Origin of the sequence: Geobacter sp. 60473 (assembly GCF_036323535.1) — a bacterium.
GTDB classification, from domain to species: Bacteria; Desulfobacterota; Desulfuromonadia; order Geobacterales; family Geobacteraceae; genus Geobacter; species Geobacter sulfurreducens.
This window is the reverse complement of the sequence record NZ_AP028967.1, coordinates 1,924,372-1,946,361: the sequence shown is the minus strand read 5'-3', so window position 1 is coordinate 1,946,361 and position 21,990 is coordinate 1,924,372. Positions and strand designations below refer to the sequence as shown.

The 21,990-nt window shown below is 60.7% G+C and carries 21 protein-coding genes; 15 read left to right on the top strand and 6 right to left on the bottom strand.

Going from position 1 to position 21,990, the window contains the following annotated elements; all coding sequences use genetic code 11:
- The first annotated feature begins 505 nt into the window (after positions 1 to 505).
- The 5 genes from AABA48_RS08750 to ftsH all read left to right on the top strand — a co-directional run bounded on the left by AABA48_RS08750 (position 506) and on the right by ftsH (position 7,002).
- Positions 506 to 1,168 (top strand): succinate dehydrogenase cytochrome b subunit, encoded by a 663-nt coding sequence (locus tag AABA48_RS08750; RefSeq protein ID WP_286350127.1) that lies wholly within the window; start codon positions 506 to 508, stop codon positions 1,166 to 1,168.
- 10 nt (positions 1,169 to 1,178) lie between these two features.
- The gene (locus AABA48_RS08745) at positions 1,179 to 3,092 is read left to right on the top strand and encodes a fumarate reductase/succinate dehydrogenase flavoprotein subunit (protein ID WP_286350126.1); all 1,914 of its coding nucleotides are present in this window, start codon (positions 1,179 to 1,181) and stop codon (positions 3,090 to 3,092) included.
- Positions 3,092 to 3,853, top strand: a complete 762-nt coding sequence (locus tag AABA48_RS08740; protein ID WP_039645649.1) for a succinate dehydrogenase/fumarate reductase iron-sulfur subunit — start codon at positions 3,092 to 3,094, stop codon at positions 3,851 to 3,853. Before AABA48_RS08745 ends, AABA48_RS08740 begins: the two co-directional genes overlap by 1 nt.
- A 276-nt stretch (positions 3,854 to 4,129) precedes the next feature.
- A complete protein-coding gene (gene cas6 / locus AABA48_RS08735; protein WP_338269950.1) occupies positions 4,130 to 5,077 on the top strand; it encodes a CRISPR system precrRNA processing endoribonuclease RAMP protein Cas6 in 948 nt (315 codons plus the stop codon).
- Positions 5,078 to 5,148: 71 nt separating this feature from the next.
- Complete coding sequence (ftsH, locus tag AABA48_RS08730; RefSeq protein ID WP_286350124.1) at positions 5,149 to 7,002, top strand: ATP-dependent zinc metalloprotease FtsH; 1,854 nt, start codon at positions 5,149 to 5,151, stop codon at positions 7,000 to 7,002.
- A 4-nt stretch (positions 7,003 to 7,006) separates the two neighbouring features.
- Here ftsH and AABA48_RS08725 read toward each other — a convergent pair whose 3' ends face one another.
- Positions 7,007 to 7,171, bottom strand: a complete 165-nt coding sequence (locus AABA48_RS08725) for a hypothetical protein (RefSeq protein ID WP_010941841.1) — start codon at positions 7,169 to 7,171, stop codon at positions 7,007 to 7,009.
- Between the two features lie 117 nt (positions 7,172 to 7,288).
- On the opposite strand from AABA48_RS08725, the gene malQ reads away from it, so the two are divergent.
- The 3 genes from malQ (at position 7,289) to AABA48_RS08710 (ending at position 10,853) form a co-directional block, all read left to right on the top strand.
- Entirely contained in the window at positions 7,289 to 8,770 is a 1,482-nt protein-coding gene (gene malQ / locus AABA48_RS08720; RefSeq protein ID WP_338269945.1) for a 4-alpha-glucanotransferase, read from the top strand.
- A gap of 127 nt (positions 8,771 to 8,897) precedes the next feature.
- Positions 8,898 to 10,184: an O-acetylhomoserine aminocarboxypropyltransferase/cysteine synthase family protein gene (locus AABA48_RS08715; RefSeq protein WP_286350122.1), complete on the top strand. Its 1,287-nt coding sequence runs from the start codon at positions 8,898 to 8,900 to the stop codon at positions 10,182 to 10,184.
- Positions 10,185 to 10,268: 84 nt separating this feature from the next.
- On the top strand, positions 10,269 to 10,853 hold the full coding sequence (locus AABA48_RS08710; protein ID WP_286350121.1) for an acyl carrier protein phosphodiesterase: 585 nt from the start codon (positions 10,269 to 10,271) through the stop codon (positions 10,851 to 10,853).
- Positions 10,854 to 11,193: 340 nt separating this feature from the next.
- Here the strand turns inward: AABA48_RS08710 and AABA48_RS08705 are convergent, their stop codons facing one another.
- Complete coding sequence (locus AABA48_RS08705; protein WP_286350120.1) at positions 11,194 to 11,682, bottom strand: adenosine-specific kinase; 489 nt, start codon at positions 11,680 to 11,682, stop codon at positions 11,194 to 11,196.
- A 588-nt stretch (positions 11,683 to 12,270) separates the two neighbouring features.
- Between AABA48_RS08705 and AABA48_RS08700 the strand changes: the two genes are divergently transcribed.
- The gene (locus AABA48_RS08700) at positions 12,271 to 13,110 is read left to right on the top strand and encodes a rhomboid family intramembrane serine protease (RefSeq protein WP_286350119.1); all 840 of its coding nucleotides are present in this window, start codon (positions 12,271 to 12,273) and stop codon (positions 13,108 to 13,110) included.
- Between the two features lie 15 nt (positions 13,111 to 13,125).
- On the opposite strand, the gene AABA48_RS08695 is transcribed toward AABA48_RS08700, so the two are convergent.
- Together AABA48_RS08695 and mnmH are read right to left on the bottom strand one after the other, a co-directional pair.
- The gene (locus AABA48_RS08695; RefSeq protein ID WP_286350118.1) at positions 13,126 to 14,076 is read right to left on the bottom strand and encodes a zinc metalloprotease HtpX; all 951 of its coding nucleotides are present in this window, start codon (positions 14,074 to 14,076) and stop codon (positions 13,126 to 13,128) included.
- A gap of 4 nt (positions 14,077 to 14,080) precedes the next feature.
- Positions 14,081 to 15,115, bottom strand: coding sequence for a tRNA 2-selenouridine(34) synthase MnmH (gene mnmH, locus AABA48_RS08690; protein WP_286350117.1), 1,035 nt, complete (start codon positions 15,113 to 15,115; stop codon positions 14,081 to 14,083).
- 275 nt (positions 15,116 to 15,390) lie between these two features.
- On the opposite strand from mnmH, the gene AABA48_RS08685 reads away from it, so the two are divergent.
- The 4 genes from AABA48_RS08685 (at position 15,391) to AABA48_RS08670 (ending at position 18,653) form a co-directional block, all read left to right on the top strand.
- The gene (locus tag AABA48_RS08685) at positions 15,391 to 15,765 is read left to right on the top strand and encodes a PilZ domain-containing protein (protein WP_286350116.1); all 375 of its coding nucleotides are present in this window, start codon (positions 15,391 to 15,393) and stop codon (positions 15,763 to 15,765) included.
- A 112-nt stretch (positions 15,766 to 15,877) separates the two neighbouring features.
- Positions 15,878 to 17,164 (top strand): class II fructose-bisphosphate aldolase, encoded by a 1,287-nt coding sequence (locus tag AABA48_RS08680; RefSeq protein WP_286350115.1) that lies wholly within the window; start codon positions 15,878 to 15,880, stop codon positions 17,162 to 17,164.
- A 69-nt stretch (positions 17,165 to 17,233) separates the two neighbouring features.
- Positions 17,234 to 17,854, top strand: a complete 621-nt coding sequence (locus AABA48_RS08675; protein ID WP_286350114.1) for a LysE family translocator — start codon at positions 17,234 to 17,236, stop codon at positions 17,852 to 17,854.
- A 19-nt stretch (positions 17,855 to 17,873) separates the two neighbouring features.
- Positions 17,874 to 18,653: an HD domain-containing protein gene (locus AABA48_RS08670; protein ID WP_434007047.1), complete on the top strand. Its 780-nt coding sequence runs from the start codon at positions 17,874 to 17,876 to the stop codon at positions 18,651 to 18,653.
- Here the strand turns inward: AABA48_RS08670 and AABA48_RS08665 are convergent.
- Entirely contained in the window at positions 18,650 to 19,033 is a 384-nt protein-coding gene (locus tag AABA48_RS08665; protein ID WP_010941853.1) for an HsmA family protein, read from the bottom strand. The two genes, AABA48_RS08670 and AABA48_RS08665, sit on opposite strands and share 4 nt — an antisense overlap.
- A gap of 5 nt (positions 19,034 to 19,038) precedes the next feature.
- The gene (locus AABA48_RS08660; protein ID WP_214303024.1) at positions 19,039 to 19,533 is read right to left on the bottom strand and encodes a tRNA (cytidine(34)-2'-O)-methyltransferase; all 495 of its coding nucleotides are present in this window, start codon (positions 19,531 to 19,533) and stop codon (positions 19,039 to 19,041) included.
- A 176-nt stretch (positions 19,534 to 19,709) separates the two neighbouring features.
- On the opposite strand from AABA48_RS08660, the gene serA reads away from it, so the two are divergent.
- Both serA and AABA48_RS08650 read left to right on the top strand, forming a co-directional pair.
- Positions 19,710 to 21,338 carry a phosphoglycerate dehydrogenase gene (gene serA, locus AABA48_RS08655; protein WP_338269933.1) on the top strand — a complete coding sequence of 543 codons (1,629 nt, stop codon included), beginning with the start codon at positions 19,710 to 19,712 and terminating at the stop codon, positions 21,336 to 21,338.
- An 80-nt stretch (positions 21,339 to 21,418) separates the two neighbouring features.
- Positions 21,419 to 21,982, top strand: coding sequence for a thermonuclease family protein (locus tag AABA48_RS08650; RefSeq protein ID WP_338269930.1), 564 nt, complete (start codon positions 21,419 to 21,421; stop codon positions 21,980 to 21,982).
- The last annotated feature ends 8 nt before the right edge of the window (positions 21,983 to 21,990 follow it).

Here is a 21,990-nt window from a genome sequence, read left to right as displayed (position 1 = left end):
AACTTCGCGAGAATATGGGCTTTTGAATGCCTAAGTTGCTGCTTTTTGGTGATGTTCGGCCTTTGGTTGTATCAGAACGGCCATCAAAATGCAACGGGGCCGTGCCCTGACTCACGGGCATGCGAGCCGATTTGTCCGGCCGACGCCGTTCCGGCCCCTCTCAAGCCGGCAGGCCGCGTCCTGTCGCCGACACCCCCGAAAGCAGACGGAAACTGGCTTCACGCTCTTTCCGACGATACTTTTTTATTGCTTTTTCCTAAAACGACGTTTAGTATACAGTATACAGTATTGAGATGAAAAAATGTTAATCTGAATAGCGTCTTCCGGAGTCAGGCTTCACTAAATCCTTGCAGGGGAGGGATCTATGGACAATTGTAAGGAATGGCGGGCGCCGCCCGGAATGTCTGAGTTTTCCCGTGAGGTCGCCGCGGTCCCGATGTGTGTCGGGCGGCGGTACGTGGTCTGAGCCCAAAGAACAACTATCTACGCGCAAAGGGAAATCATTATGCAACTGTTCACGAGTTCTGTGGGAAGAAAAGTTCTAATGGCGATTACCGGCCAGTTCATGGTCCTGTTCGTCATCGTCCACATGCTTGGCAACTCATCCATCTTCATCCCCGGTGGCATCAATGCCTACGCGGAGCACCTGCACGCCCTTCCGCCCCTTGTCTGGGGATTCCGACTCGTCATGCTGGTTGCGGCAGGCATCCATATTCTGTTCGGCATCCAGCTGAGCCTTGAGAACCGTGCCGCCAACCCCGATACCTATGCGGTCAAGAATTACAAGAAGGCCACCATGGGGAGCCTGAGCATGCTGTACACCGGCCTCCTTCTGCTGTCCTTCATTATTTATCACCTCCTTCACTTCACCATCCGTGCTACCCCCGACATCAAGCTCGGCGTAGACAGCCTGGGCCGTTTCGATGTCTTCGGTATGGTGACCAACAGTTTCTCCCACGGCATTATCGCATTCATCTACATCGCGGCCATGGTGGTACTGTTCCTCCACCTCTCCCACGGAATCCAGAGCTTCTTCCAGACCATGGGGTGGAACAACGACAAGTCACTTCCGGTGTTCAGCAAAATCGGCATGATTGCCGCCGTGGTTCTGCTCCTCGGCTATGCTACCATCCCGTTCGTCATCGTCACCGGCATTCTGAAAGGTTAGGGGGTTCATAGTGATACTCGACGGAAAATGTCCGACAGGGCCAATTGAGAAAACATGGGACAAGCACCGCTTCGACATGAAGCTGGTCAACCCCGCCAACAAGCGCAAGTACAAGATTCTCGTCGTCGGAACCGGTCTTGCGGGCGGTGCAGCTGCTGCATCGCTTGGTGAACTCGGTTACAACGTAGAGGCGTTCTGTTATCAGGACAGCCCGCGGCGTGCGCACTCCATCGCCGCCCAGGGCGGTATCAACGCTGCCAAGAACTACCCGAACGATGGCGACAGCATCTACCGTCTTTTCTATGACACCATCAAGGGCGGCGACTTCCGTGCCCGTGAAGCCGACGTCTGGCGTCTGGCTCAGGTGTCCAATAATATCATCGATCAGTGCGTAGCCCAGGGTGTGCCTTTCGCCCGTGACTACGCCGGCTACCTGGACAACCGCTCCTTTGGCGGCGCCCAGGTTTCCCGTACCTTCTATGCCCGGGGCCAGACGGGGCAACAGCTGCTGCTGGGCGCCTATTCCGCTCTTGCCCGCCAGATCAAGGCCGGTACCGTCAAGATGTTCCCCCGCACCGAGATGCTCGACCTGATCATTGTTGACGGCGAGGCCAAGGGGATCACGATCCGCGATCTGGTGACCGGCGAGATCCGCACTCACGTGGGCGATGCGGTTGTTCTCTGCACCGGCGGCTATGTGAACGTCTTCAACCTCTCCACCAACGCCATGGGGTGCAGTGTTACCGCTGTCTGGAAGGCCCACAAGAAGGGAGCTTTCTTCGCCAACCCCTGTTACACCCAGATTCACCCGACCTGCATTCCGCAGCACGGTGACAAGCAATCAAAACTGACACTCATGTCCGAGTCGCTCCGTAACGACGGCCGCTGCTGGGTGCCCAAGAAGCAGGGCGACAACCGCGCGCCGGGTCAGATTCCCGACGAGGACCGCGACTACTATCTGGAGCGGAAATACCCCTCCTTCGGAAACCTGGCACCCCGTGACATCGCGTCCCGCGCCGCCAAGGAGCAGTGCGACGACAACCGCGGCGTCGGACCGGGCGGACGCGGCGTCTATCTGGACTTTGCCTCCTCCATTCAGCGCCTTGGCGAAAATACTATTCGCGAGCGTTACGGCAACCTCTTCGAGATGTACGAGAAGATCACCGATGAGAACGCCTACAAGGTTCCGATGCGGATCTATCCGGCACCCCACTACTCCATGGGCGGTCTCTGGGTCGATTACAACTGCATGAGCAACGTGCCGGGCCTCTTTGTCCTGGGCGAAGCCAACTTCTCGGTGCACGGAGCGAACCGCCTCGGCGCCAGTGCCCTCATGCAGGGGCTTGCCGACGGCTACTTCGTCATTCCCTACACCATTGCCGACTACCTGGCCCGCATTGCCCCCGGCAAGGTCAAGGCGGATCACCCCGAGTGCAAGAAATCGATCGATGATGTCAACAACGACCTCAAGAAGTTCATGTCGATCAACGGCAAGAAAACCGTCACCGAGTTCCACCGCGAACTGGGCAAGATCATGTGGAACAACGTCGGCATGGCCCGTAGCGAGGAGAGCTGCAAGGAGGCTCTCAAGGTCATCCCGCAGATCCGCGATGAGTTCTGGAAGAACGTCAAGGTTAGCGGCTCCGGCGCCGAGTTCAATCAGCAGTTGGAGAACGCCGGCCGCGTGGCCGACTTCCTGGAGTTTGCCGAGCTCATGACGCTGGATGCCCTGCATCGCAACGAGTCCTGCGGCGGTCACTTCCGGGTCGAGCACCAGATGCCCGACGGTGAGGCCAAGCGTGACGACGAAAACTACTGCTATGTCGCCGCCTGGGAATTCAAGGGTGTCGGCAAAGAGCCCGAGCTTCACAAGGAGCCGCTGAAGTTTGAAAACGTCCACCTTGCGATAAGGAGCTACAAATAATGAGCCATCATGACAAGAATATGACTCTTACCCTTCATGTCTGGCGCCAGAAGGGGCCGAAAGACCCGGGGAAATTCGAGGTCTACGAGGCGAAAGACGTCAGTCCCGACCAGTCGTTCCTCGAGATGCTCGATGACGTCAACGAGGAACTCATCAAGCAGGGGAAGGACCCCATCGCCTTCGATCACGACTGCCGCGAAGGTATCTGCGGCATGTGCTCCCAGGTCATCAACGGCGTTGCCCATGGCGGCATGGATCGGACAACGGTGTGCCAGCTCCACATGCGGATGTTCAAGAATGGCGATGCCATCTACATCGAGCCGTGGCGTGCCCGCGCATTTCCGATCGTTAAGGATCTGGTCGTTGACCGGACGGCCCTTGATACCATCATCCAGGCCGGCGGCTATACCTCGGCCCATACCGGAGGGGTTGCCGACGGCAATGCCCTGCTCATTCCGAAGGGCGATGCCGATTACGCCATGGACGCCGCCGAGTGCATCGGCTGTGGTGCCTGCGTGGCAGGCTGCCCCAACGGGTCGGCCATGCTGTTCACCTCAGCCAAGGTGTCACAGTTGGCGGTCCTGCCCCAAGGCAAGGCCGAAGCTGCCCGCCGCGTCAAGGCAATGAGCGAGGCCCTTCAGGAGTGCGGTTTCGGCAACTGCACCAATCACTACGAGTGCCAGGCTGCGTGCCCCAAGGGGATCGACGTGAAGTTCATCGCCACGCTGAACAGGGAGTATCTTAAGTCTCTCTGCAAATAGCGGGCGCGCAGTGGATTTTGCACGCTGCGACAAATGAACGGAAGGGGCGGATTGACAATCCGCCCCTTTTTTTGTACACCGCAGGGGACGGTGGTGCCGGGCCGGTGAAGATGCCCCCGGCGTCTCACGTGTCCCGTCCTGCGAAGGAATTCCGAGGTGTTGCGGTCAGCACCACGGCGTTGTTGATGCAGGCATGGCCGGGAAGTCCGCAACTCCGGCGGTGGTTGACGGGCTGGAACTATCCGCACGGGATGCGACTCTGCTGTAGGAGCGGTGATGGGGGCTATCATTGACATAACCTTTGTGAAGCTCCTGCTCTCCGGGGTGATCCGGGGGAGCGTGCGTGACCCGTATGCCCTGTACCGGTGTCGTGAACACTTTCAGGCGTGGCTCTTGCGCCTCTCTGGCTGCGGCGGTGAAGGGTGCCCCCGCTGCCGGGAGGGAAGTTGCGCCTATGCTAGTGCGTTTCTCCAACCGCTCGGCAACGATCCGACCACGGTCAAGCGTCATCAAAAGCCACCGGTTCCCTTTGCTTTTTCGTTCCCGGTTCTGGAAGATCAATCGGAGTTCGAGGTCGGGCTTACCCTCGTGGGGACGGCAATCACCCATGCTCCCCTTTTCGTGAAGTCTTTTGCCGGGATGCTGGAGGGTCTCGGCCTCAACGGTGCCACAGCCGAACTTGTGCGTGTCGAGTCAGTAGGATATTTCGGCGAACGGAGCCCCTGTCTGGTCGGAGAGGACACAAGCGCAGGCGCGGAACCCACAATCCTCTCGGGCACCGGACTCGTGGAAAGCCGCATCCTGGGAGAAACCCTGGAGCTTTCCTTCGATACTCCCCTGAGGATCATCCAGGATGGTGCTCCGTTGCGGAGTTTTACTTTTTCAGTGTTTGCCCGCGCGCTCATGAGGCGGGTGTCGGCCCTTGCGTCTGCCTATTGCGACCGGGAGATTGATGATGACTTCAGATGGCTTGCGCAACTGAGCGCCGGTGTGAGACCCGCCAGTCAGGCCATGCGATGGATCGACTGGCGGGAGGTGGACCAGCGAGGGCGCTATGGAGGGCTTGCCGGAAAGGCTGTCTTTGCCGTGAGCGACGTGGAGGTGTTTATTCCCTATCTGCTGGTGGGGGAATATCTTGGCGTGGGGAAAGGGGCTCCCTTTGGCTTGGGTCGGTTTCATCTATGCGGTGACGGCGGCGGATCTTGCATTAAAGACCGTGTGTGATACGAATTAACAGACGTTGGCGCGTTCTCGCCCCACGAGAGCCGGACAGCGCATGATCAGGAGGTGGATGAATGGGGCAATCGGTCTGGAAACCGATACTCTGGATGCTTGGTCTGCTGGTGATATTCAATCTGATTTACACCTATGTTGCCCGCCAATCCGTCGATGGTGGCGCGGTCGTATCCTACAGCCGGTTCCGGGCCGAACTGGCGGCCGGTAACATCAAGCGTATTACGATCAAGGGCACCACCATTGCCGGCGATTTTCGCAATAAGATAACCGTTGACCAGCCTGCGGGCGACAAGACCGTGGCCCGCGAGACGGCCAAGTTTTCTACTGTAAAGCCGGCCATCGACGATCCTTCTCTCATGGCGGATCTCCAGGCAAAAAATGTCGAGGTGACCGCAGTGACGACGGAAACGTCGCCGGTTGTCAGCGGGCTTCTTTATGTGCTGCCGTGGATTTTGATCATTGGCGTCTGGTGGCTGGCCATGCGGGGAATGCGGGGGCAGGGACCCACGTCGGTCATGGGAAATTTCTCTAAGTCAGGTGCCAAGATGTACACTCCCAGCGCCAAGGTCAAGGTAACCTTCGACGATGTGGCTGGCATGGAGAACCCGAAGATGGAACTGAAGGAGATCGTCGATTATTTGCGTGATCCGAAAAAGTTCCAGCGAATCGGCGGCAAGGTGCCCAAGGGAGTGCTCCTGGTCGGCCCACCGGGCACGGGAAAGACGCTCCTGGCCCGGGCAGTGGCGGGGGAGGCGGACGTTACCTTCCTGAGCATCTCGGCGTCCCAGTTCATCGAGATGTTCGTCGGCGTAGGCGCCGGACGGGTGCGTGATCTCTTTGCCACGGCCAAGAAGTCGGCCCCGAGCATCATCTTCATCGACGAGCTGGATGCGGTGGGGCGCAGCCGCGGCGCCGGACTCGGCGGGGGGCACGACGAGCGGGAGCAGACCCTCAATCAGCTCCTCTCCGAAATGGACGGTTTCGACTCCCATGACGAGGTGATCGTCATGGCAGCCACCAACCGGCCCGATGTCCTGGATCCGGCGCTCCTTCGCCCCGGTAGGTTCGACCGGCACGTGGTCATCGACCGTCCCGACTGGCGGGATCGGGAGAAAATCCTCCATGTTCACACCCGCAAGATTCCCCTCGACAATGACGTGGATCTTGCCGTCATTGCCCGGGGAACGCCCGGCATGGCCGGTGCTGATCTGGAAAACCTCGTCAACGAGGCGGCCATCCTGGCGGCCCGGGAGAACGCCGCGACCGTTACCATGGAGCATATGGAGCGGGCCAAGGACAAGGTCCTCATGGGAGGGGAGCGGAAGATGTTCATCACGGAGCAGGAGAAGCGGATTACCGCCTATCATGAGGCAGGCCATACGATCGTGGCCAAGCTCCTGCCCGGCACCGACCCGGTCCACAAGGTGACCATCATTCCGCGGGGGCAGGCTCTTGGGGTAACTCAGCAACTGCCCGAGGACGATCGCTACCACTACCCGAAGTCGTATCTCATGAACCGCCTGTCCGTGGCACTTGGTGGCCGGCAGGCCGAGCGGGCCGTGTTCGGCGATCTCTCCACCGGGGCCCAGAATGATCTCAAAATGGTCAACGATCTGGCGGAGAAGATGGTCTGTCAGTGGGGCATGAGCGACAAGATCGGCGCCATGACCTTCAGCCGTGGAGAAGAGCATCCTTTTCTCGGACGCAAGCTGGCCGAGGAAAAGACCTTCTCCGAGCAGATGGCGTGGCTCATCGATCAGGAAATCGCCGCCATCATCAAGGAGGCGGAGCAGAAGGCCGATGGCGTCATTGCCAACAACCGCGGCAAGCTCGATGCTCTGGTGGATGCTCTCATGGAAGAGGAGACCCTGGACGGCAAACGTATCGACGAGGTCCTGGCCTCCGTGACGTGATGAATCAGTAGATTATGATGTAGCCGTGGTCCTGGGCTATCTTGGAGATCTCGAGAGGATCGTTGATGATGTAGCTCTTGCCTTCAAGAGAGAATGTGTAGGTGCCGTCATCGTTTTTGACGGCGCTGTCGACGAGGGTTTCGAAGAGAGCTGTCTTGATTGTTTCCATGATTGGCCGGTTCCTTCCGTGGTGCAGTTTCCGTCCGGCATGACGTCGGCCGTTTGTTTTCTGTATACCGTCTTCTCCCCGAGTTTGTAAATGGATTTTACTGAAAGTGAGGACTTCATGAGACAGAAACGTCGCAGCGGCATCCTGCTCCATCCGACTTCCCTGCCTGGGCCGGGAGGGATCGGATCGCTCGGGAAAGAGTGCCGCCATTTCATCGATTTCCTCGAAGAGGCGGGGCAGAGCCTCTGGCAGGTTCTTCCGCTGGGGCCCGCAGCCTACGGCAATTCCCCCTATTCCTGCTATTCGGCATTTGCCGGCAACCCCCTGCTGATCGATTTGGCGACCCTCGTGGATGAGGGGGACCTGGAGCCCGAGGAGGCCGTGGCGGAAATGCCTGACGATCATGTGGACTTTCCGGCGGTGGAGGCGTTCAAGGCACGGGCGCTTCGGACCGCCGCGGCCCGGTTCCACGCCCACGGCGACACGGAGCGCAAACAGGAGTTCTGGCACTTTTGCGATACCACCGCCTGGCTCCACGACGCTGCGCTGTTCATGGCTCTCAAGGAGCATTTCGGCGGCAAAAGCTGGAATGCCTGGCCCAAGGAGATTGCCCGCCGGGAGCCGGCCGCGCTCGAAAAGTATTCGGTGCGGCTGGGCGTGGTCATCGGTGAGCACAAGTATATCCAGTGGCAGTTTTCCCGTCAGTGGCGACATGTCAGGGAGTATGCCAACGGCAAAGGGATTGCGGTTGTCGGCGATATCCCCATCTTTGTGGCTTTCGATTCAGCCGATGTCTGGACGAATCCGGGACTTTTCAAGCTCGACGACAAGGGCAAGCCCACCGTGGTAGCCGGGGTCCCGCCGGACTATTTCAGCAAGACAGGCCAGCGGTGGGGGAACCCCCTCTATAACTGGGATGCCATGGCCGCCGATGGATTCCGCTGGTGGATCGAGCGCTTCCGCGGTTCGTTCGCGCTCCATGATGTGGTCAGGGTCGATCACTTCCGCGGGTTCGAGGCGTGCTGGGAGGTGCCGGCCAAAGAAAAGACGGCGGTGAACGGCCGATGGGTCCCCGCTCCGGGGACGGCACTCTTCGATGCCGTCATCGGGGCGGTGGGATCACTGCCGATCATTGCCGAGGATCTGGGAGTCATTACTCCGGCCGTGGAGGAACTGCGCGACCGTTACGGTTTCCCTGGCATGAAGATCCTCCAGTTCGCCTTTGATTCCGGCCCGGGCAATCCCTACCTGCCCCACAACTTCACCCGTGACTGCGTGGTATACACCGGCACCCACGACAATGATACCACCCAGGGCTGGTTTCAGAGCCTCTCCCCCCGGGAGCGTCGAGACGTTCTGGCCTACACCGACACCACGGGTAAGGAGGTCCATTGGGAACTGATCCGTCTCGGCATGGCCTCGGTGGCCGACATGGCAATTTTTCCGCTTCAGGATGTCATGGGACTTGATGGGTCAAGCCGGATGAATCTCCCCGGAACTCCGCACGGCAACTGGTCGTGGCGTTACAGTGAGGGGATGCTTACTGCTAAGCACGCAAAAAAGCTTCTCGAATTAACCGTACTTTTTGGGAGAAAATAGCTAGGCAAGTATTGGAGTGAACAGGGTTCTTTTGTTGACATGTATGGTATGGTATATGTATTATGTGGTGGCGGGTAACTGTACTTTTGTTGTAGGGTAACATCACATACGAGAGGAGAGTTCCATCATGTCCGACATCCAAAAAGGCTTCGATACCCTCGCCCTCCACGCCGGCCAGGATCCGGATCCCACGACGCTGTCGCGTGCTGTTCCCATTTACCAGACCTCTTCATATGCGTTCCGCAGCTCCGAACACGCGGCCAATCTCTTTGGCCTCCGGGAGTTCGGCAATATCTACACGCGGATCATGAATCCGACCTGCGATGTACTGGAAAAACGCCTGGCAGAACTTGACGGCGGAGTGGGCGCGCTTGCTCTCGCTTCGGGGCAGGCGGCAATCACGTATGCGGTGCTGAACATCGCCGGCGCGGGGCAGAATATCGTCTCCACCAGCTATCTCTATGGCGGAACCTACAACCTCTTCCACTATACTCTGCCAAGATTGGGGATATCGGTCCGGTTCGTCGACACTGCTGACCCTGAAAATGTCCGCCGGGCCATCGATGAAAACACTCGCCTGATCTACACCGAATCGGTGGGGAACCCGAAAAACAACGTGGATGACTTCGAGTCCATTGCCCGGATCGCCCATGAGGCGGGAATCCCGTTCGTGGTGGACAACACCGTTACCACTCCGTACCTGTTCAAGCCCTTTGACCATGGCGCCGACATCGCCGTCTATTCCCTCACCAAATTTATCGGTGGCCACGGTACGAGCATAGGGGGGGCGGTGGTAGACAGCGGACGCTTTCCCTGGAACAACGGCCGTTTCCCCGAATTCACGGAACCGGATCCCTCCTACCACGGTTTGCGCTACTGGGAGGCCCTGGGGAACCTCTCCTACATTCTCAAGATGCGGATCACGCTCCTGCGCGATATGGGGGCCTGCCTCGCGCCGTTCAACGCATTCCTCTTCCTCCAGGGGCTGGAAACCCTGCCGGTGCGCATGGCGCGCCACGTTGACAACGCGCGCACTGTTGCCGAATGGCTGGAGCGGCACCCCCTGGTCACCTGGGTCAACTATCCGGGCCTGCCCAGCCACCGGGACCACGGCAATGCCGGCAAGTACCTCCCCAAGGGCGCCGGTGCCATCATCGGCTTCGGAGTCAAGGGAGGGCTCGAGGCGGGCAAGAAGTTCATCGACAGCGTGAAGCTCCTGTCGCATCTGGCCAACATCGGCGACGCCAAGTCCCTCGTCATTCACCCGGCATCCACCACGCACGAGCAGCTCACCGATGAAGAGCGCCTCTCAGCCGGGGTAACGCCGGATTTCATCCGCCTTTCCGTCGGCATCGAGGATGTGGCCGACATCATTGCCGACATCGATCAGGCCCTGCATGCCTCCCAATCCTGAGCCCACGTGCGCAACTCCACCCCGGGACGGCCTTCGGGCCGTCTCCTGGGTGCCGCCGGCGCTTTCCCCAGCGGACGGGGCTCCGTGAACATCCTTGCCCATTTGACATTCTCCGGGGACGATCCGGAGATCATGGCCGGCAACCTTATGGGAGATTTCGTCAAGGGGCCCCTGGCGGGCCGCTATCCACAACGGCTCACGCTGGGTCTGGAGCTCCACCGGGCCATCGACTCCTTTGCCAACGGGCATGAGTCATTTACCCGGAGCAAGCGGCGACTTGCTCCCTCCTTCGGTCATTACCGGGGGGTGCTGGTGGATATCTATTACGACCATTTTCTCGCCGCGGAATGGGACTGCTACCACGCCGAGCCGCTCCACTCCTTCATCACACGTGCCCGTTCGATTGCCATCGGGTTCGCTCACCTTATGCCCGAGCGACTGGTTCAGCTGCTCCCCCCCATGTTCGATGAATGGCTTCCCTCTTACGCCGACTCTGCCGGGATCGGTCGGGTGCTCCGCCGGATGTCGGCGCGGGTCGGTCGGCCGAATCCCCTTGCCCTGGGCGAAGGGGAACTGCTCCGGTGCCACCGGGAGCTCAGGGGGGATTTTCTGCAGTTCCACCCGGCCCTTACCACATTTGTGGTCGATTTTCTCGCCCGTCGCGGGTGACTCTCCTCCCTCTCCCATTGCCCCTGTCGGTGAAGGATCTATACTGCTAATATGCCTACCTGATTGTTCTGCAAGTCATGCCGGGATCTGTTGCGGACGGGGCCGGGTTGCGGCAGTGATTGACGAGGGGAGGCGGTGGATCCGTGAAATGGCTCCTTTTCCTCTACTTGGCAGGAGTTGACGTGGCGCTATTCTCGACGATGTATCTCATCTACCGTAACTCACGGCGCAAATAAAGAGGGGCCGGCCGAGTTCCAGGGGTAGCGAAACCGAAGGGGACGTGCGCTCGACGAGCGAATGTCCCCTTTGTGTGTGGGGTTCGTTATGCATGCAGTATGCATCAACGCTTATAGCCGATAGTTCTCAGGAAGTCCCTGCGTTGCTGCCGGTCGTCATCCGTTTCCACTCCCTTGGGCGGATAGCCGTCGATGACCCCCAGCACTCCCCACCCCTGGGAGGTGGACGCCACGATGACCTGGAGGGGGTTGGCGGTAGCACAGAAGATCCGGCAGACTTCGGGGCAGTTCTTGATCTGGTTCAGAATGTTGATCGGGTAGGCCTCCTTCAGCAGGACGCAGAAGACGTGGCCGGCTCCGATGGCCTGCAGGTTTCTGACGCAGGCCCGGATCAACTCATCGTCGTTCCCTTCGGTTCGGATAAGGCACGGCCCCGAGGCCTCGGTGAAGGCGATGCCGAACCGGGCTTGGGGAACGGTGGTGGCAACGACTTCGTACAGATCCTCGGCTGTCTTGATGAAGTGGGTCTGACCCAGGATAATGTTGCAGCCTTGGGGAATATCGATCTTGATGGCATGTATTTCCAGGTTCATGATGGCCTCCAGGTATCACGAGTTGCTGGGGAACGATTAGTAACAACTATAAAAAAGCCTGTGATGATGTCAATGCATTCACCGGAACGTTCACGGGAAGTCACCACATGCAAAAGCCCGGCTCACAGGCCGGGCTTCCTTTTTTTGTCCGGTGCCGCATCAGGGCACTTTATCCCAATCCGTCGGTCGTACGTTCACGGGCTGCGCCCACGCGCTCCTTGCGGGACCTCGGGGGCGGGAGACCGATCCGGTTCGCCTTTTTCAAGAGGTTGCCACGCTCCTGGCGGATGGCATCGCGACAGCATCTGCAGCGTCGTCCGTGCGGCACCGAAGCTGTCAAAGAACATCATCTTATAATTTAATAATACACTCATTACCCTGAACCGTCAAAGCCGCTGTGCCCGTGGAGCCTCGTCCGACGGCCATTTGCATGCCATGGTGCACTGGCTCGGGACGCGGCTTCGGCAGGGGAGCCTTGCGCGCCGGGGCGTTTCACGGTACGATTCTGACGTGCCCGTGCCCCGTGGACGTTGGCCCCGGTACCCGCGCGGCTTCCCTGCTGCTCCCATCCCAGAGTGAGGTCCATGAATGGCAACTGCCGAGCGCCGCTCGATACTCTGCCCCAACTGTCGCCGCCTCATCAACCGCGATGAGCCGGCCTGTCCCTACTGTGGCACCACCCGCCCCGGGTCGTGGCTGAAGAACAACCCCTTCACCAGGAGTGGGGGCGACGCGGACAGGGTCATCACCATCATTCTGACGGTCAATGTCATCATGTATGTGGCGTCGCTGCTGGTCGACAACCGCCCGCCGGGGCAAGGCGGGCTCTTTTCGGCCCTGTCGCCGGGGCGCAACAGCCTGCTGCTCCTGGGGGCCACCGGCGTGGTGCCCATCGACCGGTTCGGCCGGTTCTGGACGCTCCTGTCGGCCAACTACCTCCACGGCGGCCTGCTGCACATCTTCTTCAACATGATGGCCCTGCGGCAGATCGCCCCGCTGGTGGCGCGCGAATACGGCACCTGGCGGATGTTTTCCATCTATACCCTCGGCGGGGTGGCCGGCTACGTGGCATCCTATCTGGCCGGCACCGGCTACACCATCGGCGCGTCGTGCGCCATATGCGCCCTGATCGGTTCGCTTCTCTACTACGGCAAGAGCAGGGGGGGGCTCTACGGCCAGGCGGTTTTCAAGGAAGTCTGGGGATGGGTGGTCGGTCTCTTCCTGTTCGGGCTGATCGTGCCGGGGATCGACAACTGGGGGCACGGCGGGGGAATCCTGGGGGGGATCATCATGGCGTTTATTCTCGGCTATCGCGAGCGGCGCAGCGACAATCTCTTTCACACCTTCCTGGCTGGTGCCTGCGCCCTGGCCACGGCCGTATCGCTTCTGCTCGGTTTTCTGAGTGTCTACTTCACCTTCAGAGGGTGAGGCTGATTTCCGGGCTCAGTGCCACAGGCCGCTCAGGTGGCGATGCGGCACGCGGCTCACTTCCGCGATGTGGGGTGGGGCGCACGGCCCGCCGTCTTCGGGGCAGACCAGCATGCTCTCGTCCGGGTACATCTCCCGCTCAATATCTTTCAGCCTTTTGATCCGTTCATCGGTTACGGGATGAGTCCTGAGCAGGGACGGCTCGATCCCCTTCACGCCAGGAAGCCGGCTTTTTTTCAGGACTCTCTGCTGATACTCCTCCAGCTTGGCCAGGGCCGAGGCGAGCCCCGCCGGGTCGCCGGTGAGCTTTGAGCCGGAGAGGTCCGCCTCGAACTCGCGGGTCCGTGAGAGGGAAAGTTGGAGCAGGGCGCTGATGGTGGGGGCAAAGAGCATGAGCAGCAGGGGGATCCACGGCAGAGACCACTCCCCCAGGATCAGCAGGGGGAGGTTGAGGATGACCAGTACTTGTCCAAGCAGCGAGATGAGGCGGGTCACGCGGGTCACCACGTCGGCGAAACTCATGACCCAGGTGTCGCTGTTGCCGATATGACTGACCTCGTGCCCCAGAACACCGATAAGCTCTCGGACGGTCAGAAGCCGCAGCAGGCCGTCGGTAACAGCCACTGAGGCTCCCTTGCCGCTGCCGATTGAGAAGACCAGAGGGGCGGAACTGGGAATATAGTGGATGCGGGGTGGCTCCGCCAAGCCGGCGCGGCGGGAAAGCTGGTTAACGATAGCGTGAAGTTGGGGGGCTTCGGCGACGGAGAGGGACTTTGCCTTGTACATCCTGAGGATGAGAGCGGGAATGACCCTCAGACTCACCACCAGCGGGATGATTCCAACCAGGAGTGCCCATGCCATGCCGTAGACACCGGCAAAGAGCCAGCCGAGAGTGAGAAGAAGCCCCACCATGCCCGTCACGAGCACCATGGACTGGACGAGGTTGCGCAACCTCTGGGCCAGCATGGCTCTACACCGCGGCCTGTGGGCGCGAGGCGAGGAACGCGTTCAGTTCCCGCTCCCCTGAGGAAAAATCCTCCAGGGAAATGACGGCATCCTCCACCCAATCGCGAGTCTTGTAGTAGAGCTTGTCATAGTAATGCCGGATCAGGCCTTCCATGAACGGTTCCATTTCCCAGCGGTCCAGGTGGCTCTTGATCGCTTCGTAGTTGTCCCCGCCGAGCTTTTTCCTGATCCGCTCCAAGGCGCCGGCCATACCGTCACGGTATTCGGGGCGGCCGTACTCTTCCGTGAGGCGGGCCACCCGGGTGGCCACCGACGCCTCGCACCAGAGCTTCACACTTCCCCGCATGACGTCGTAAAGGTTGCCCGGCAGAGTGAGCCTGCCGATGCGCCTGCTTTCGCCCTCCAGCAGGATGGGGCAGCCGGCAGGCAACCGGCGGAAGGCGTCCCAGAGGAGGGTTTCGAACCGCTTCTGGGAGATGTCCTGGCGAAGTCCCAGTTCGCCGAAGGCCGATCCCCGGTGGCGGGCGAGTCCCTCCAGGTCGACCACGGCATGACCGGCCCGTGCCAGCTGCAGGAGAAACGTTGTCTTGCCCACGCCGGTCATGCCGTGGAGGACAACCAGCGGCGCGGGGGGGGTAAAGGGTTCGAATGACGACAGAACCAGGTGGCGGAACGCCTTGTGGCCTCCCTGGAGCTGGACCGCGTCGAACCCTGCCAGGTCGAGGATCGACACGACGGTTTTGCTCCTGAGCCCCCCGCGCCAGCAGTAGACGAGAATGGGGCGGTCGGCCGCGGCCCGGGCAATCGCCTCCACCATGGCGGGAAAGCGGTGGGCGGTCAGGTTCAGCCCCCGGCGGCGCGCCTCCATGGGGCCGGTCTGCTTGTAGATGGTGCCGATCTCCACCCGTTCCTCGTTGGTGAGGAGCGGGACGTTGATGGCCCCGGGGAGGTGATCCTCCTCGTATTCGAGGGGAGTCCGGACATCCACCACCAAGTGGGTGTCGAGCAACGATTCATGGAACGGGGTGGTTTTGATCACTTCATTCTCCTTGCAAACCAGAGCATTATACGGGGGGAGCCGGGCCAAATGCAAGGATGGCGCGCCACCGCGTGCGGGATGGTCGGATGAGCAGTCGTTCCATTCTGGTTGCGAAAGGGTGCCGCGAGTCGTTCTATCAAGTGGGGCTGATGGTTTGAGCAGGGCAAAATGCTGTTGACAAATGGGCGCGGAACGTTAATCATCCCTAGTGATTGCACGGCAGGAGGCCCGGTTCGCACAGGGAGGCGGCGGCACTGATCCGGGAGGTGTTCAAGATGGATAAAAGGCGATTCACACGCGTTCCCTTTGCTGTTTCCGCAACGGTCAGCCACGGTGAAAGCTCGTTTAGCGGCGAAGTGGCCGACCTGAGCCTCAACGGCATGTTCGTGAAAACCGACGGGGACAAGCCGGCCATTGGAGAAGAGGTGGAAGTCGTCATCTCCCTGGCCGAGGGGGAGCCATCCCTGAATGTGGAACTGGCCGGCGAGGTGGTGCGCGCCGACGCAAACGGCGTTGCCCTCCGCTTTTCTCGCATCGAGGTCGATTCGTTCATCCATCTGCGCAACATCGTGGAGTACAACACGCAAGAACCGACCCGGGTCATGGACGAGTTCGCCGATTACGTGGAAGACCGGATCGGCCGGAAATGAGTACCGTTGCCGCCGGGGCAATCGTTCCTTGATTTTTACCCCCGGTCATGCTAATAACATGTTGTTTTATTTATGATAAACGCATTTGAATGCTACTAAACAGGGAGGTGCTATGACAGCTCAGTACTCCGCCGATTTCGAGAAGGCCCTGCAGGTCGGCCGTCCCCCCAACATCCGGGCCCTTTTCCCCAACTCCAAGGCCCTCATCGTGAGCGGAAAGGTTGTGGACCGGGCCATGCTTGCAAAGGGGAAGGCCATTGCCATGGCCGCCAACGGCCGCAACTACTTCGTCATTCGCGGAGCACTGATGGCAGCTCAGCGGGCCAACTGCCCGCTCATCATCGAAATCGCCAAGTCGGAGGGGGGCCAGAAGGCCTACTGTGCCGTTAATTACTGGAACATGGCCCGCATCGTCGACGCCATATGCAACGAACTTGGGATCACCGTGCCGGTGGCCATCCATGCCGACCACTACGGCATAAAGAACGACAAGGATCTGAGCGCCGCCAAGGTGGAGATCCCGACCATGTTCGAGGCGGGTATCACCTCCATCGCCATTGACGCATCTCACCTGCCGGACGACCAGAACCTGCTGGCAAACCTGGCCATCAATCCGTTCATCCCGTCCTGGGCCGGCCTTGAGACCGAGGTGGGTGAAATCAAGGGGAACACAGGCCTTTCCACCGTGGATGAGGCGAAATTCCTTATCCAGGGACTCAATGCCCACGACATCTTCCCCGACTGGATTGCCTTGAACAACGGCACCACCCACGGTCTGGAGGCGTCGGACGCCGGTATCCAGGTCGGGCTCACCGCCGAGATCCATAAGGCCCTGGAGCCCTACCGGGTCAACGGTGCCCAGCACGGCACCTCGGGCAACAGCTCCGAGCGCCTCCGCGCCATCGCCAATGAAACTGCCACCACCAAGGCCAACGTGGCCACCGCGCTCCAGATGATCTCCTGGGGGCTTGAGGTGAACGATTACGGCAATGCCCAACTTGATGCCGGCGGCAATTTCATCAAGAAGTCCGATGCCGGCATGAGCGACGGGCTGTGGGCCGAGATGGTGGCACATGCCGAAGGCAAAGGCTGGAAGAAGGGGGACTACAAGAACCTGAATCTTCCCTTCGAGAACAAGCTGCTGGCGCAGCCCAGGGAGATCCGCGAACGGATGGCCAAGGGGGTCGAGGAGTTCGCCTACAAGATGATGACCGAGGTGCTCAACGCCCGTGACACGGCACCTTACGCCATAGAGGCGATTCTCGCGGCCGGTTCCCACGACGTGGGGGCAAAGGGAAGCCGTATAGAGGATCCGGCCCTCTGGACCGAAGCCCGTATCATCGAGCGGGCGAAATCAATTGTGGGTGACAAGGGCGCTGAAGGTAATTTCGACGATTAGCATCCCGCTGCCAGGGGCGTGAAAGGGGGGCAAAAGCCCCCTTTTTCCGTTGCTGCTCCGGAGCAGACCATGACAAATCTCAGTGTGTTCCTTGTTTCCGTTGTTCTCGTCACCGTTGCACCGGGGCCCGATATCATCCAGGTTCTCACCCGGGGAGTAAGCCAGGGGCGGATGGCCGGCCTGGCTGCCGCGGCCGGTTTCAGCACCGGCTGTATCTTCCACACGACTCTCGCGGCGGTGGGAGTGTCGGCCCTCATCCGGTCCTCTGACGTGGCATTCACCCTGATCAAGCTTGCCGGGGCCTTTTATCTGATCTACATCGGCATCGGGTCGCTGCGGAACCGGAGAGCTGCCCTGGTGGGCGAGCCGGCCGGCTTCGACGCCCTGGGGGCCATCTACCGCCAGAGCATAGTGGCAAACATCCTCAATCCCAAGGTAACCCTCTTTTTTCTCGCGTTCCTGCCCCAGTTCGTGTCCCCCGCGTCGGCCACTCCAGGCCTTCAGCTCATGGGGCTCGGCATCATCTTCATGGTCGTGACAATCATCATCTTCGGCGCCGTGGCCATTTTTGCGGGACTCATCGGGGATTGGCTCAGACGTCGACCTGCCGTTGCCGGACGGCTCCAGGTCCTGGCCGGCGTCACCTTCATCGGCCTCGGCATCCGCGTGGCACTGCCCGATGTCCGCTGACCCCTTCGTCATAACCACCCTGGACGAGGAGGGGCTTGCTTCCCTCAGGCAGTGGTTCCTCGGCTACTGCCGCTCCTTTTACACCTCACGCGAAGAAGACAACCGGAACATCCGCCTGAAAGAGGAGCACACGGAGCAGGTTTGCGCCTTCATGGACATCCTGACGCTGGACCTGGGGCTCGATCCGGGGGAACGGCGCCTGGCCGGGGCGGCTGCCCTGCTGCACGATGTGGGGCGGTTCGAGCAGTACCGCTGCTACGGCTCCTTCAAGGACAGCGAGTCGGAAAACCATGGGACACTCGGCGTCCGCGTGCTGACGCGGGAACGGGTGCTCGACGGCCTGCCAGCGGAAGAGCGGCGGATGATCCTCGGAACGGTGGCGCTCCACAATGCGTTCCGGATTCCCGATGCTATCAACGGCCCGGCCCGCCGGCTGCTGCACCTGGTGCGCGACGCGGACAAGCTGGATATCTGGCGGGTATTCCTCGAATTCTACCGTCTGCCCCCGGAGAGGCAGGCTTCGGCGGTGGGGCTGGGGTTTCCGGACCTGCCGGTCTGTACTCCCGGGGTGGTGGAAACGGTCATGCGGGGAGAACTGGTCAATCTGGCGACTTTGAGGACCCTGAACGACTTCAAGCTCCTTCAGCTCTCATGGGTGTTCGACCTGAATTTCGCCGTGTCGCGGCGGCTGGTGGCGGAGCGAAACTACGTGGAGCAGATGGCGGCGACCCTGCCCCCGGGAGAGGATGTCGCCCGGGTTGTGGTGTTCGTGCGGGAGTATCTGGCGCGGTCGGGCTAGTGTTTAGCCGCCTTCAGCATTCCGGCGATGGCTCCGCTGGCGAAGGCGATGCACCAGAGGGTGTAGATGGTGAGACTCACCCGGTGAAAGGTGTGGTTGATCCGCTCGGTCTTGCGGGCGAACGCCGCCGCGAGAGCCAGTAAAAAGTGAAAGGCCATACCCGCAAGGGACAGGATGCCGGTAAGGTTGTGCCATTCGGGGGCCTTGCCGAAGGTCCTGGCGTAGAGGCTCATCTGATGGGTTCCCAGGTAGTCGAACAGCAGCCCCGCGCCGAAGACCAGCAGATGCTTGGCGTGGAGTCCCTCTTTCCTGCCGCTGAAGACCGCGTAGGTGTAGAAGACGAGAGCCAGCACCATGAACGTGATTCCGGCCTTGATCATCGACATCACTCTCCGTTTTCACCCGCCCGGTCGGCAAGGCGTCCGGTCTGGCGCAGGGCTTCGTACAGGACGATCCCCGCGGCGGTTGAGAGGTTGAGGCTCCGCACCTTGCCGAAGATCGGTATCCTCACGCAGTGCTCCTCGTTGGCCCGGAGCAGGTCTTCGGGCAGTCCAACGGTTTCCTTGCCGAAGACGATGAAGTCGCCCTCGCGAAAGCCGGCATCCACGTAACAGCGCGCCGCCTTCTTGCTCGTATAGAAGAAGCGTGCCTCGGGCCAGGCCTGCCGCAGTTGGTCGAGGCTCTCCCAGTAGCGGATGTCCACCTCGCTCCAGTAGTCGAGGCCGGCTCTCTTCAGGTACCGGTCATCGGTAGAAAAGCCAAGTTTTCCGACCAGATGGAGCACAGTGCCGGTGGCCCCGCAAAGGCGGGCAATGTTGCCGGTGTTGGGTGGGATTTCCGGCTCCACGAGCACAATGTGAAAAGGCTGGTGTCCAGTCATGGGTCCTTCCTGCGGGAACGCTCCCCCCCTCGTATACCGGCAGGAGGGTTCGCCGGCCTTGCAATTTTCAATCGGGGGGTCTATTATTAACGCTTCTCCGCAGCCTCGCAAAGCACTTTCTTGCCATCGGGTTATCCCGGCTACTCATTACTATTCCACACCACAGGGGATCATCAATGAAAATCATCGTTACTGACGAGGTGGCTCAAGAAGGATTGGCGCTTCTTGCCCAGGATCCGCGTGTTGAGCTCCATGTGAAGCTCGGCCTCAAAAAGGAAGAACTCCTCGCAATAATCGGCGATTACGACGTCATCATCACCCGCAGCGGCACCACCGTGAACCGGGAGCTCCTGGACGCGGGGAAAAAGCTGAGGCTCGTGGCCCGGGCGGGCGTGGGCATCGACAACGTAGACGTGGACTATGCCAGTTCTCGCGGCGTCATCGTGGTGAACGCTCCTTTCGGCAATACCAACAGCGCGGCCGAGCATGCCATGGCGCTGCTGCTCTCCTTCTGCCGCAACGTGACCCGCGCCAACGGCAGCCTGAAGAGCGGCGAGTGGAAGCGGGCCCCGTTTACCGGCTACGAGCTCAAGGGCAAGACGGCCGGCGTCATCGGCCTCGGCAAGGTCGGCGGCCGGGTAGCCACGCGGCTCAAGGCCTTCGAGTGCGACGTGCTCGCCTGCGATCCCTACATCGCCGTGAAGCGGGCCCATGACCTGGGAGTCAAGCTGGTCTCCCACGACGAGATTTACAAGAACTGCGACATCATCACCGTCCACACCCCTCTCACCGACGAGACCCGCAACATGATCGGCGAACGTGAGCTGGCCATGATGAAGGACGGCGTCATCATCGTGAACGCCGCGCGGGGCGGCATCATCGAAGAGGCGGCCCTGCTGAAGTACCTGGAGTCGGGCAAGGTGGCCGGAGCCGCCGTGGACGTGTTCAGCGAGGAGCCCCCCAAGAGCGAGTATCTGAAAAAGCTCATCGGCCACGAGAGGGTCGTGGTGACGCCGCATCTGGGGGCAAATACGTTTGAGGCCCAGGTGAACGTGGCCGTGGACGTGTCCCGCGAGATTCTCAACTACCTGGACGACCAGCCCCTGGAGAACGCCGTGAACATCCCGCGCTTCGATCTGGCGCTCATGGACCAGATGCGGCCGTTCCTCAACCTCATGAACACCCTGTGCGAGTTCGGAATTCAATTGCTGGACGCCAATATCTCGAAGATCGTTTTCGGCTTCTCGGGCTCCATCGCCCACTACGACTGCACCCCGCTTACGGTCTGCGGCCTGGCGTCGATCCTTAACCGGATGGTGGACCAGGACGTGAACATGGTGAACGCCTCTCTCATCGCCGAAGGGATGGGCATCGTGGTGGAGGAGTCCAAAACGACCCATGCCGATGCCTTCTCCAACCTCATCACCATCGTGGTGGAAGGGGAGGGGAGCAAGCGCCGCACCATCTCGGGCACCCTCTTCGAGGGGCTGCCCCGCATCGTACGGCTGCGCGACTACTCCATGGACTTTGCGCCCGAGGAGCACATGCTGCTGCTCCACTACGCCGACCGGCCGGGCATGATCGGCAAGATCGGCACTATCATGGGACAGCATGAGATCAATATTGCCTCCATGAACCTGGGACGCAGCGAAAAGAAAGGGGAAGCCATGGTCATCCTTTCCCTTGACTCGGCCGTGCCTCCCCAGGTGCTGGAGGAGGTGCGCGCCGCCACCGACGCCACCTTCATCAAGGCCATTCACATGCCGGGTGCCCGCTGCAGCCGGAGCTGCGGCTGCACCGCCTGATCCGCGGACATTCCCTTGTTTGATGTGCGGGGGCCGGTCTTCCTTTGGGGGACCGGCCCCTTTGCGCAGGAGGCTGACGAATGAAGAACACGCTCTGGCTCGGGGGGACGCTCCTGCTCATTGGGCTCATCCTGGCCCTCTACCTGCTCACCCCCGGGCGGGTTCCGGGGCCGCCGAAACCTTCGGGCCGCCCTGCCAGCGACCGGGTCATCACGGTGAAGGACGGCGACACGGTGGTCATCGCCCCGGCAGGGGGCGGCAAGCCCTACACCTGCAGGCTCTACGGCATTGATACGCCCGAAACTCCGAAAAAACGGAAACAGGGGCAGCCGTACGGACAGGAAGCGGCCGACGAACTGAGCTCTCTCGTGCTCGGCAAGGAGGTGAAGATTCTCCTGACCGGCGACACGACTTACAATCGCCAAGTGGGGACCATCGAGGTGAATGGGGTGAACGTGAACCTGGAGATGGTGCGCCGGGGCTACGCCTGGGCCTATGTGCAGTACCTGCGGAGGCCACACGTGTCAGAGTATCGCGAGGCCGAAGAAGAGGCGCGCCGGCAAAGGCTCGGGCTCTGGCGGGATCACAACCCCGTGCCGCCATGGGAGTTTCGCAAGCGACAGAGGCTCCAGAAGCTTGACTAATCACTCCC